This is a genomic window from Dechloromonas denitrificans, from assembly GCF_001551835.1.
Classification (GTDB): domain Bacteria; phylum Pseudomonadota; class Gammaproteobacteria; order Burkholderiales; family Rhodocyclaceae; genus Azonexus; species Azonexus denitrificans.
The window spans coordinates 602,380-614,534 of record NZ_LODL01000019.1 but is presented as its reverse complement, the minus strand read 5'-3'; the positions used below and the strand labels follow the sequence as shown (position 1 = coordinate 614,534).

Sequence of the window (12,155 nt, the reverse complement as noted above, 5' to 3'; positions counted from 1 at the left end):
GGTGAAAACAGGGTGTCGACCGCAGGCATCGGGAAGCTGCCGGCCGTGGTCGAGCGCGCACTATACCCATTCGATCTGTCGCCAGCTATGCCGTTGCCGGGCAGCGAACCATCGACCCTGCGTCGGGTCTTAGTCATTGAGCGAATAGCTCATGCATCAGTAGTCCGGCCAAGCTGTTTCAGTGTTGATTGCAGTTCATCTACTCTCCTTGGAGAACTCTCGGTAAGTGAGCGTTCCGCTGGCATCGTTGAGGAGAATCAGATGAAATCGAATATGTGCAACATGGATCGCATCGCCCGTGCCGTGCTGGGCGTGGCTTTGATTGTGGCGACCCTGACTGGCGTCATCGGCATGTGGGGCTGGATTGGCCTGATCCCGCTGGCGACGGCAGCGTTCAGCTTCTGCCCGGCTTACGCCGTGTTTGGCTTCAATTCGAATTCCTGCAAGGCCTGTTTCGGCGGCAAGCCGACGGCCTAGGCGGTTGGTTTGTCCAGCTAGGCTCCGGGCCTGAAGCGCCGGGCGGCGGCGTGTGCCGCTGCGATCATCGCAGCCAGCCGTTCCGGTGCTGGCTGCAGTTCCTCGTCAAGAATTTCGGCGATGCGCCCGATACTCGCTTCGGCCGCCGCGGCATCATGAAAAAGGGCGCGGGTGCGGCGGGCCAGGACATCCTCGATCGTCCGCGCCGCTTCGTGGCGGAAGGCGAAGCGCACCATCGCCTCGGTGTAGGGGAGTGCTGGATGCAGCGGCCGGTCGTGGCCGGGAAGTGTGACGAGCAGCGGTGCCTCGGTGCCGTACACGTCGCTGCCGGGCTTGGCCGGGCAGCCGTGCAGTTTCAGCAGCCGGGTTGTGCAGCGTTCCCTCGGCAGGCCGCCGACTTCGGCGGCACGGTCGACGACCTGTTCGGCCATTAATCGGTAGGTTGTCCATTTGCCGCCGGCGACGGTGATCAGGCCGCTGGCGCTGACCAGCACGGCGTGTTCACGCGACAGGGCGGCGGTGTTTTTTTCGTCGGTGTTGTCGGGATGGATCAGCGGGCGCAGGCCGGCGAAGGCGCTGCGGATGTCGGCGCGCGTTGGTGGCCGGCTCAGCACGCCGGCCGCGGTGCGCAGCAGGAAGTCGATTTCCTCGGCCAGCGGCTGCGGATCGTCCAGTTGTTGCAAATCGGGGCGCGGCGTGTCGGTGGTGCCGAGCAGTAGTTTGCCTTGCCAGGGAATGGCGAACATGACGCGGCCGTCTTCGGTCTCCGGGATGAGCAGCGCCTGCTGGCCGGGCAGAAAGTCGGCATCGACGACGAGATGGATGCCTTGGCTGGGCGTCAGCAGCGGCGCTGCGCCTGGTTCGTCGAGCCGGCGGACGCTGTCGGCATGGACGCCGGTGGCGTTGATGACGACGCGGGCGGCGATCTCGAATTTCTCACCGCTTTCCGCATCGCGCAGCAGCGCGCCGACGGTACGGCCGCCGGCTTTCAGCAAGCGGACCGCCGGCAGGTAGTTGAGGCAGGTGGCGCCGAGTTCGCTGGCCGTGCGCATCAAAGTGATGGCCAGCCGGGCGTCGTCGAACTGGCCGTCCCAGTAACGGATGCCGCCGCACAGGCCGGTGCGGCGCAAGCCGGGCAGGGCGTCGATCACCGCTTGCCGGCTCAGGCTGCTTGAGGCAGCCAAGGCGTGCCCGCCGGACAGCAGGTCATAGAGCTTGAGGCCGGCACCATAAACAATGCGGTCCAGGCTGCGCCAGGCGGGGATGACGAAAGCCAGCGGATGCACCAGGTGCGCCGCATTGGCGAGCAGATGCGAGCGCTCGCGCAGGGCGTTGCGGACCAGCGCGAAGTCGCCCTGGTGCAGATAGCGGACACCACCGTGGATCAGCTTGGTGCTGCACGACGAAGTGCCGGAAGCGAAGTCGCGCGCTTCGACGAGCAGGGTGCGATAACCGCGGGCAGCGGCGTCGACCGCCGCCCCCAGGCCACTGGCGCCACCGCCGATGATCAGGATGTCCCACTCGCGCTTATCGCGCAGGCTGGCGAGGCTGCTTTCGCGCGTGACCGGGCTGTCCATCATGGGCCTTTCTCGGCATCGGGTCTGGCCCAGTGCAGGCTGCGCTCGACGGCGCGGCGCCAGTCGGCGAACAGCGCGCTTCGCCGGGCGTCGGCCATGGCCGGTTCAAAACGGCGTTCGGCCCGCCAGAGGGTCGTCAGTTCGGCTTCGTCCTGCCAGAAGCCAACTGCCAGGCCGGCCAGGTAGGCGGCGCCGAGCGCCGTCGTTTCGGTGACTTGCGGCCGGACCACCGGCACGCCGAGCAGGTCGGCCTGGAACTGCATCAGCAGGTCGTTGTGGGCGGCGCCGCCGTCGACGCGCAGTTCCGTGATCGGCTGGCCGGCATCGCTGGCCATCGCCTGCAGGACCTCGGCGCTTTGAAAGGCTATGGCTTCCAGTGCGGCGCGGGCGAGGTGGGCGCGCGTCGTGCCGCGTGTCATGCCGAACAGCGCGCCGCGGGCGAACGGGTCCCAGTAGGGCGCGCCGAGGCCGGTATGGGCCGGCACCAGATAGACCCCGCCGTTGTCCGGCACAGAGGCGGCGAGCGCTTCGACTTCGCCGGCGCTGCTGATCAGCCCAAGGCCGTCCCGCAGCCACTGGACGGTGGCGCCGCCCATGAAAACGCTGCCTTCGAGCAAGTAGGTGGTGCGCCCCTGGCGTTGCCAGCCGATGGTGGTGAGCAGTTGGTGGCGGGAGGCCATCGGTTGTTGGCCGGTGTTCATCAACAGGAAGCAGCCGGTGCCGTAGGTGTTCTTGGCCATGCCGTGTTCAAGACAAGCCTGGCCGAAGGTGGCAGCCTGCTGGTCGCCGGCGATGCCGGCCAGCGGAATCGGCGCACCCAGCCAGGCGCTATCGATCTCGGCAATCAGGCCGCTGCTGTCGACGAGGCGCGGCAGTAGCGCGGCCGGAATGTCGAGCCGGGCCAGCAATTCCTCGTCCCAGCCGCGGCGGTGGATATCGAAGAGCAGGGTGCGCGAGGCGTTCGATGGGTCGGTGACATGGGCGCGCCCGCCGGTGAGCTTCCAGGCCAGCCAGCTGTCGATGGTGCCGAAGGCCAGTTCGCCGCGCTCGGCCCGGGCGCGGGCGCCGGGGATGTGGTCGAGCAGCCATTTCAGTTTGGTGCCGGAAAAGTAAGCGTCAAGAACAAGCCCGGTGCGCTGGCGGAACAGTTCGGCGTCGCCGGCCGCCGTCAGTTCGTCGCAGATGCCGGCGGTGCGCCGGTCCTGCCAGACGATGGCGCGGTGCAACGGTTGGCCGCTGCGTCTGTCCCAAAGGACTGTCGTTTCGCGCTGGTTGGTGATGCCGACGGCGGCAATCTGCGCCGCGGTAACGTCGTGTTCGCGGAGTACGGTTTTTGCCACGGCCAACTGCGCCTGCCAGATTTCATCGGCGTCATGCTCGACCCAGCCGGGCTGCGGGTAGTGCTGGGTGATTTCCTGGCGGGCGACACCGTGAATATCGCCGGCCCGATCAAACAGGATGGCGCGGGCGCTGGTCGTGCCCTGGTCGAGGGCAAGGATGAACTGGTCGGAACGAGCGGTCATGGCGGACTCCGGCAAGCGGTGTCAGGCCAGCCTACGAGGTCACCGGCGGCAACACGATTTTGTGGCTGGCGAGCCGGACATGGTTTTTCTTGAGATAGGCCAGAAACTCGGCAGCCGTATAGTCCTGGTTCAATTCCGGCACACAAAACGGCAAGGAGAAAATCGAAATATCGCGCTCGACGATCTCCAGACTGCTTTGCGAAGCGATGGCGATGATTTCCCGGATCTTGTCGGCAAGGATCTCGTCGGTCGGGGTAAACGGCACGAGCACCCAGAAATCGACCCCGTCACGCGCGACCAGATCGGTCTTGCGAAATGCGGCCTGCAGGTTGATCAGAATCTGATCGAGTTTGTGCGTTGCTTCCTGGGCGCCATAGGTGTCGCCAAGCAAGCGGGGATTGGAAAAGTTGATGTGCACCAGGCCGAAGTGAACCTGGCTGGTGTAGCGCTTGGTGACGGCCAGCAGCCATTCCAGTGTGTAAAGGAATTTCTCGCATAGCTCGATGGTGGCTTGTGACATTTGAACCTCCTGTCCGCTGCGGTTGGGGCTGCAAATACCTTAACAGAAATCGTCAGCATGCCATTGGTATCGATGCGGGGTGGCCGGGTCGATGCTCCCAGGCAGTAGCCTGCTTCGTTCCAGTATAAGTCGCGCCTGCCGGAAAGTCGCTGCAACAGGAGCTTCGCCGCTATTATTCGGCTTAAGCCAGCCATAGTCATGAGAAGACCGATGATCGCCAACCAGGAACGTTTCAAGCAAGCCATCGCCCTGTTCGATGCCGCCAATGCACAGGACCCGAATCAGGAAGAGGGGCAGCCCAAGGAGTTGCTCTACGCCCAACGGATGACCGAAATGATCGGCCGTTTCGCGCCGGATGCCAGCGAAGTCGCCCAACTGGCCGTGCGCGCCCAGCACATCCAGCGCTGGACCGTGCCGCGCAGCAACTATCCGCTCGGCAAGCCGGGCTACTTCGCGTGGCGTACCGGTCTCTACCGCTTTCACGCCGAGACGGCGGGCGCCCTGATGCAGCAGGCCGGCTACGACGCGGCGATGATCGAGCAGGTCAAGGCGGCGGTCGGCAAGCAGGGCATCAAGACCAACCCCGATACGCAAATGCTGGAAGATGTCACCAGCCTCGTTTTCCTCGAACACTACATGCTCGGCTTCGCCGGCCAGCACGCCGAATACAGCGAAGACAAGTGGCTGGACATCATCCGCAAGACCTGGAAAAAGATGTCGGCCGACGCCCAAGCCTTCGCCACCAGCGGCGGCATCAAGCTGCCGGAAGCGCTGTTGCCGCTGATTCTGAAGGCGGTTGCCGGGGGCTGATCGGGAAGGAGGGGGCGACCGGCGCCGCGACTCGCCCGCCGCTTCCTCTGGGTCTGCCGGGATCCGATCCCAAATCCCGGCAGCCAAGCAGGCTCAGGTATAATGCCCGCCTCTCCGCCTAACCAGACCCCACTCCCAATGGCCGACATTCTTTGCCTCAAGGGCGACGCCGCCTTTTCCGCCTTCCGTCTGCAACGCCTGCAAGCCCGCCTGGTCGCGGCCGTCTCGGATATCGAACGGGTCTGTGCCGATTACTGGCATGTCGTGGCGCAAAAGCGCGTCCTGAATGCCGATGAGCGTGCCAAGCTGGCGACGCTGCTGGAAGAGAAGGCCGCCGGTTCCGATGCCGGCGAGCTGTTCCTGGTCGCACCGCGCATCGGCACCATTTCGCCGTGGTCGTCGAAAGCCACGGACATTGCCTGGAACTGCGATCTGGATGCCATTGAGCGCATCGAACGGGTCATTGCTTTCCATGTCGTTACCAAGAACAACCGCGCCCTGAGCGCCGATGAAAAGAAAACCGTCGCCGGCCTGCTACATGACCGGATGACCGACTCCGTACTGCCCGGCTTCGAGGCCGCCGGCGAACTGTTCCGCCATTTCGAGCCGAAACCGCTCAATACGGTCGACGTGCTCAAGGGCGGCAAGGCTGCTCTGGTCGACGCCAATGGCTCGCTCGGTCTGGCCCTGTCCGACGACGAAATCGATTACCTGCTCGACGTCTTCACCAAGGCCGGCCGCAATCCGACCGACGTCGAACTGATGATGTTCGCCCAGGCCAATTCCGAACACTGCCGGCACAAGATTTTCAACGCCTCGTGGGTGATCGACGGCGAGAAGAAGGATAAGACCCTGTTCGGCATGATCCGCGAAACCCATGCTGCCGCGCCGCAAGGCACGATCATGGCCTACGCCGACAACGCCTCGATCATCGAAGGCGCGACCATCCAGCGTTTCTATCCGGATGCCGACCGCGGCTACAGCTACAAGGAAGAGCTGACCCACATCCTGACCAAGGTCGAGACGCACAACCACCCGACGGCGATTTCGCCCTTCCCGGGCGCGTCGACCGGCAGCGGCGGCGAAATTCGTGACGAAGGCGCCACCGGCAAGGGTTCCAAGCCGAAGGCCGGCCTCTGCGGTTTCTCGGTTTCCAACCTGAATCTGCCGGATGCCCCGCAGCCGTGGGAACACGCCTACGGCCGTCCGTCGCGCATCGCCTCGGCGCTGGACATCATGCTCGAAGGCCCGATCGGCGCTGCCGCCTTCAACAACGAATTCGGCCGTCCGAACCTGACCGGCTACTTCCGTACCTACGAACAGGATGTTGCCGGCACGGTGCGCGGTTACCACAAGCCGATCATGATCGCTGGCGGCCTCGGTTCCATCCAGGCCGAGCAGTCGTTCAAGGAAGAAACCTTCCCGGTCGGTACCAAGTTCATCCAGCTCGGTGGCCCCGGCATGCTGATCGGTCTTGGTGGCGGTGCCGCCTCGTCGATGACGGCCGGTTCCAATGCCGAAGATCTCGATTTCGCGTCCGTGCAGCGCGGCAACCCGGAAATCCAGCGCCGCGCCCAGGAAGTCATCGACCGTTGCTGGCAGATGGGCAAGAACAATCCCATCCTGTCGGTGCATGACGTTGGCGCCGGTGGTGTCTCCAATGCGCTGCCGGAACTGGCCCACTCGGGCGGTGTCGGCGCCATTTTCGATCTGCGCAAAGTGCCGACCGAAGAGCCGGGCATGTCGCCGGCCGAAATCTGGTCCAACGAGTCGCAGGAACGCTACGTGTTGGCCATTCCGCCGAACCGCATCGCCGAATTCCAAGCCATGTGCGAGCGCGAGCGCTGCCCGTTCGCGGTAGTCGGCGAAGCCACCGGCGACGGCCACCTGACCGTCACCGACGCGCATTTCGGCGTCAATCCGGTCGATATGGAAATGGAAGCGCTGCTCGGCAAGCCGCCGCGCATGACCCGTGACGTCAAGCACGAGCCGGAAACCTTCGTCTCCTTCGAAGCCACCGCCATCGAACTGAAAGACGCCGCCTATCGCCTGATGCGTCTGCCGACCATCGCCGACAAGACCTTCCTGATCTCGATCGGCGACCGCTCGGTCGGCGGCATGACGGCGCGCGACCAGATGGTCGGCCCGTGGCAGGTGCCGGTCGCCGACGTTGCGGTGACGACGATGGGCTACCAGGGCTATCTCGGCGAAGCCTTCGCCATGGGCGAGCGCACCCCGCTCGCCGTGTTCGACGCCCCGGCTTCCGGCCGCATGGCGATCGGCGAAGCGCTGACCAATCTGGCCGCCGCCGATGTCGGCGAACTCGGCAAGGTCAAACTGTCGGCCAACTGGATGGCGCCGTGCGGCGTCGCTGGTGAAGATGCCCGCCTGTTCGACACCGTCGAGGCCGTCTCCGAGCTGTGCAAGGCGATTGGCGTCTCGATCCCGGTCGGCAAGGATTCGCTGTCGATGCGTACCGCCTGGGAAGATCAAGGCGAGAAGAAGCAGGTCGTGTCGCCGTTGTCGCTGGTCGTCACCTCGTTTGCTGCGGTCGACGACGTGCGGAAGACCAAAACGCCGCAACTGGCAATCGATCAGGGCGAAACTGAATTGCTGCTGCTTGATCTGGGCAAGAACCGCCTCGGCGGCTCCTGTCTGGCGCAGGTGTACAACGCCACCGGCTCTGATGCGCCGGATGTCGACGAGCCGGCCAAGCTCAAGGGCCTGTTCGATGCCGTGCAAAAGCTGAACCGCGATGGCCTGCTGCTTGCCTATCACGACCGTTCCGATGGTGGCCTGTTTGTCGCCGCCTGCGAAATGGCCTTCGCTACCCGTCGCGGCGTGTCGCTCGATCTCGACGGCATCTGTTACGACGCCGGCGCCGGCGATGTTGATGGTTCCGAGAAGCGTCCGGACTTGTTGGCCGGTCGCGATTTCGAGAATATCGTCCGCGCCTTGTTCAACGAAGAGCTCGGTGCGCTGATCCAGATTCGCCGCGCCGATCGCGAAAAGGTCACGCCGGTGCTGCGCGCCCTGCGCGTGCCCTACCACTTCGTTGGCACCTTGAACGAGTGGGACGAAATTCGCGTCACCCGTAACGCCAAGCGCGTGCTGCGCGAAAAGCGTGTCGACCTGCAGCGGGCCTGGTCCGAAACCAGCTACCAGATGCAGACCCTGCGCGATAACCCGAGCTGCGCCCAGCAGGAATTCGACCGCATCCTCGACGTCACCGACCCTGGCCTGACGCCGAAGCTGACCTTCGACCCGCAGGACGATTTCACCAAGGTTTATGCTCAGCTCAGCGGCCGGCCGTGCGTCGCCATCCTGCGCGAGCAGGGCGTCAATAGCCACTACGAAATGGCTGCCGCTTTCGACAAGGCCGGCTTTGCTGCGGTCGACGTCCATATGAGCGACATTTTGAGTGGCCGCGTCAGCCTCAAGGACTTCAAGGGCCTGGTCGCCTGTGGCGGTTTCTCCTACGGCGACGTGCTCGGTGCCGGGCTGGGCTGGGCACGGACCATCCTGATGCACGACGGTTGCCGTGATGAATTCGCCGCTTTCTTTCAGCGCAAGGATACTTTTGCGCTGGGCGTCTGCAACGGTTGCCAGATGATGAGCGCCCTCAAGTCGATCATCCCCGGTGCCGAACACTGGCCGGCCTTCCGTCGCAACAAGGTCGAGCAGTTTGAAGCGCGCTTCGTGATGACGGAAATTCTCGATTCGCCGTCGATCTTCTTTGCCGGCATGGAAGGTTCGCAAGTACCGATCGTCGTCTCGCACGGCGAAGGCCGGGCGGTATTCGACAATGCCGGCGACCAGGCCAAGGTGCTGTCGGCCGTACGCTATGTCGACAACAAGGGCGAGCCGACCGAAGTCTATCCTTACAACCCGAACGGTTCGCCGGGCGGTTTGACGGCAGTAACCACAGCCGACGGCCGCTTTACGATCATGATGCCGCACCCGGAACGGGTCTTCCGTACCGTGCAGATGTCCTGGCACCCGGAAAACTGGGGCGAGGATTCGCCGTGGCTGCGCATGTTCCGCAACGCGCGGCGCTGGGTCGGCTAAATCGCTCGAATTGCTGGATAAACAAAGGCGGCTGCGGCCGCCTTTATCATTTCTAGCCGGTAAATTTTTGGTGCTGGAGAAAGGTGTCCAGGTCGTGCTGGGCAAAAAACACCAGCCTGACTTCGCTAATTGAAGTATCCCGCTGCAACGATTCTTGCAAAGTCTGGGAGACTATCTCGGCCGCTTCGTTAGCCGGGTAGCCGTAAACACCGGTCGAGATGGCCGGGAAGGCGATGCTGGCCAGCGCATGCTGATTGGCCAGGAGCAGCGCGTTGCGATAGCAGTTGGCCAGCAGTTGCGCTTCTTTCCCGCCGTGCTCGCCATAAATGGGCCCGACCGTATGGATTACGAAGCCGGCGGTCAACTGCCCGGCAATGGTGATTACGGCCTCGCCGGTAGGCAGGCCTTCCGGCCAGCGTGTACGCCGTATTTGTCTACAGGCTTCCAGAATGGCCGGGCCGCCGCGGCGATGGATGGCCCCATCGACACCACCGCCGCCGAGCAGGGAGGCGTTCGCGGCATTGACGATTGCGTCGACCGCCTGCTCCGTGAGGTCACCCAGGTAAAGCCGTATGCGGCCTGCCATGAATACGTGTTTGGCTGATGTCATTTCCATGCAGTGACAAATACGAGGTTTTCATTATGGAAGGAAAACGGCGTAACGGGGGTTTCAGGCGCCGATGCGGCGTTTCCGGCGCCAGCAGGCCGGTTTTTCCAGTTCGGAAATATCCGGTGCGGTGTCGCCGAAGATTTCTCTGGCCCGGGCCAGTCGCTCCAGTTCGTCCTGGGTGACGCCGGTAATTTGCTCAAACCATTTCTGAAGGCGTTTCATGATCAGTGCTCCTGTTGTCGAGGCTGAATTGGTGTCTGACGCTTTAGTGAGTGGACAGATTAATCGAATACTGTATAAATGTACAGTATTCGAAAATTTTAGCGCTCGCGTTAGCCTTCAGGCTCCTGATCGCGATGGAAAGAAACGCTATGCTCCGTGCCCAATCTTCATGGCTGCCTTGTGCCGGCACCGTGGCCGCCTATGTTGGCCGGAATCCGAAAATGGCCCGCAATGTCAGGGTGCTGGCCGAGGCATCGGCCGGGCGAATGGTGGTTGAGGCCATCGGGCGCAAGGGTTTTCCGGTTCGCCTGACGGTCAAGCAGGAAAACCTCAGGCCCTTGCCGCCGGGCTTGTTCGATCTGGGGTAGTGTTTGGGGCGCGATGTGCCCAAGTGTTTACGACAGACGTTGCTGTCGTTGAGTGTTGCCGATTTGAGCAAGAGTCGTCTGGCGCAGCCGCTTGATCGATTTGCCCAGGTTCGCCAGCGTTAACCTGGCTGGTTTTTCAAGACGGATGCAGCCAGTGCCGATGCTTTCGATCAATGCCAGGCCGTTGCTTTTGATTGCCCAGCACTCTCCGGCCTGCAGAAATACATCGCCGGCCTCACCGGTCAGCGTGATCCAGATCGTGCCGGCCGTGCATTGAACGCTGATGCCACGGGCGTTTTTCAGCCGGATCGGCGTGTTGTCGCTGAGCTCGTACTCACCTGATTGCAAATTGATTTTCATGGCTCTCTCCAGACTTGCTTTAGAGGAGAGTCTAGAACGCGGTTAATTGCCAATACAGTTGCAATAGAGATATATTGTGATCGGCACAGTTGTGAGTTTTTACAACTGTGCTGCTTATGCTTGCCCTCAACTGTATTGGTGTCCATGTCTGAAGACTTGTTGCGTTACGAGCGCTTGGCTGGCGAACTGGCTGGCATGATTGCGAACGGTATTTTGTCGTACGGCGACCGCTTGCCTTCGGTACGTCGCCTCGCCGAGGAGAAAAGGCTCTCGGTGTCGACCGTGGTGCAGGCGTTGCGCCAGCTCGAGGATCGTGGCCTGATCGAAATGCGGCCGCAGTCAGGCTGCTTTGTTAAGCGGCCGATGATGCTCCGCGCGGAGCCCCGTCTGCGGTCAACGCCTGAGGCGCCGATGCCGGTCGATATTTCGCAACGTCTCGTGCGGGTCTTGCAGGCCGGGATGAAGCCCGGGGTGGCACCCCTTGCCGCAGCCTTGCCGGCGCCAGAGTTGTTACCTCTGGCGGCGCTGCAGCGGCTCTATGCCGGCGTCGCTCGACGACATCCGAAACTGCTGGCCGGCGGCAGTCATATCAATATGGATGAGCCGGCACTGGTTCGGCAGCTGGTGCGTCGCTCTCTGGCTTGGGGCGGGCCGCTGGCAGCTGAGGACATCGTCATCACCAATTCGTGTACCGAAGCACTCGGGCTTTGCCTGCGTGCGGTCACCAAGCCGGGAGATACGGTAGCCGTCGAGTCGCCGGCTTATTACTTGATGCTGCAGTTGCTCGAAACCCTGGGCTTGAAGGCGCTGGAGATTCCGACCGACCCGAGGGATGGCATGTCGGTCGAAGCCCTTGACTTGGCGACCCGTAATGGTGGTGTGGCGGCCTGTTTGCTGGTGCCCAATGGCAGCAATCCCTTGGGTAGTGCGATGCCTGATGAGAAAAAGCGCCTTTTGGCGACGTTGACCGCGGCAAGAGGGGTGGCGGTCATCGAAGACGATATTTACGGCGACCTGCATTTCGGTAGTCAGCGCCCCTGGCCGCTCAAGGTCTTCGACAAGACCGGAAATGTCATGTTGTGCTCGTCCTTTTCCAAGAGTTTGTCGCCTTCCTTGCGTATCGGCTTCGTGGCGGCGGGGCGTTATCGTTCGGCGATTGCCTTGCAGAAAACGATCACCAGTGGTGCCACCAATCCGATTACCCAGCATGTGTTGGCCGAGTATCTTGAATCAGGTTCGTATGAGCGTCACTTGCGCGGCTTGCGGCGCAGTTATGAGCGACAGGTCGATAGCATGCGGGCTGCGGCGACCCGGTATTTCCCCGCCACCACCCGGATCGCCCAGCCGCAGGGCGGCTATGTGTTGTGGGTGGAGCTGCCGGAAGAGATCGATGCGACGGCACTCTACGATAGGGCGATCGCAGAGAATCTGGCTTTTGTGCCCGGCGAGCTATTTTCCGCCAGCGGCATGTACCGAAACTGCCTGCGTCTGAATTGTGGCAACCCGCATACGCCGGAAATCGAGGATGCCATTCGTCGTCTCGGGGCGTTGATGGCAAAGGGCTGACTACATCAAATGGACCTTGTCCAAACTACGGTATCATTTACGTTTGGTCGACTT

Annotated in this window: 11 protein-coding genes; 5 read left to right on the top strand and 6 right to left on the bottom strand. The window is 62.7% G+C overall.

Annotated features, from left to right (window positions below; genetic code table 11):
- The first annotated feature begins 261 nt into the window (after positions 1–261).
- Complete coding sequence (locus AT959_RS10765; protein WP_066882964.1) at positions 262–477, top strand: YgaP family membrane protein; 216 nt, start codon at positions 262–264, stop codon at positions 475–477.
- A gap of 17 nt (positions 478–494) precedes the next feature.
- On the opposite strand, the gene AT959_RS10760 is transcribed toward AT959_RS10765, so the two are convergent.
- The 3 genes from AT959_RS10760 to AT959_RS10750 are packed head-to-tail and all read right to left on the bottom strand — an operon-like array spanning position 495 to position 4,097.
- Positions 495–2,057 carry a glycerol-3-phosphate dehydrogenase/oxidase gene (locus AT959_RS10760; protein ID WP_066882963.1) on the bottom strand — a complete coding sequence of 521 codons (1,563 nt, stop codon included), beginning with the start codon at positions 2,055–2,057 and terminating at the stop codon, positions 495–497.
- On the bottom strand, positions 2,054–3,577 hold the full coding sequence (gene glpK / locus AT959_RS10755; protein ID WP_066882962.1) for a glycerol kinase GlpK: 1,524 nt from the start codon (positions 3,575–3,577) through the stop codon (positions 2,054–2,056). The genes AT959_RS10760 and glpK overlap by 4 nt, the downstream gene beginning before the upstream one ends.
- A gap of 31 nt (positions 3,578–3,608) precedes the next feature.
- Positions 3,609–4,097, bottom strand: a complete 489-nt coding sequence (locus AT959_RS10750) for a diguanylate cyclase domain-containing protein (protein ID WP_066882961.1) — start codon at positions 4,095–4,097, stop codon at positions 3,609–3,611.
- Positions 4,098–4,307: 210 nt separating this feature from the next.
- On the opposite strand from AT959_RS10750, the gene AT959_RS10745 reads away from it, so the two are divergent.
- The gene (locus AT959_RS10745; RefSeq protein ID WP_066882960.1) at positions 4,308–4,907 is read left to right on the top strand and encodes a DUF4202 domain-containing protein; all 600 of its coding nucleotides are present in this window, start codon (positions 4,308–4,310) and stop codon (positions 4,905–4,907) included.
- Positions 4,908–5,045: 138 nt separating this feature from the next.
- Positions 5,046–8,975: a phosphoribosylformylglycinamidine synthase gene (gene purL / locus AT959_RS10740; protein ID WP_066882959.1), complete on the top strand. Its 3,930-nt coding sequence runs from the start codon at positions 5,046–5,048 to the stop codon at positions 8,973–8,975.
- A gap of 52 nt (positions 8,976–9,027) precedes the next feature.
- Here the strand turns inward: purL and AT959_RS10735 are convergent, their stop codons facing one another.
- The gene (locus tag AT959_RS10735; protein WP_240481807.1) at positions 9,028–9,585 is read right to left on the bottom strand and encodes an O-acetyl-ADP-ribose deacetylase; all 558 of its coding nucleotides are present in this window, start codon (positions 9,583–9,585) and stop codon (positions 9,028–9,030) included.
- 60 nt (positions 9,586–9,645) lie between these two features.
- Positions 9,646–9,807 carry a hypothetical protein gene (locus AT959_RS21390; protein ID WP_169795463.1) on the bottom strand — a complete coding sequence of 54 codons (162 nt, stop codon included), beginning with the start codon at positions 9,805–9,807 and terminating at the stop codon, positions 9,646–9,648.
- 149 nt (positions 9,808–9,956) lie between these two features.
- Between AT959_RS21390 and AT959_RS10730 the strand changes: the two genes are divergently transcribed.
- The gene (locus AT959_RS10730) at positions 9,957–10,175 is read left to right on the top strand and encodes a hypothetical protein (protein ID WP_066882957.1); all 219 of its coding nucleotides are present in this window, start codon (positions 9,957–9,959) and stop codon (positions 10,173–10,175) included.
- A gap of 27 nt (positions 10,176–10,202) precedes the next feature.
- Here the strand turns inward: AT959_RS10730 and AT959_RS10725 are convergent, their stop codons facing one another.
- Entirely contained in the window at positions 10,203–10,535 is a 333-nt protein-coding gene (locus AT959_RS10725; RefSeq protein WP_066882956.1) for a DUF2917 domain-containing protein, read from the bottom strand.
- A 174-nt stretch (positions 10,536–10,709) separates the two neighbouring features.
- On the opposite strand from AT959_RS10725, the gene AT959_RS10720 reads away from it, so the two are divergent.
- On the top strand, positions 10,710–12,101 hold the full coding sequence (locus AT959_RS10720) for an aminotransferase-like domain-containing protein (protein WP_240481806.1): 1,392 nt from the start codon (positions 10,710–10,712) through the stop codon (positions 12,099–12,101).
- Positions 12,102–12,155 lie beyond the last annotated feature (54 nt).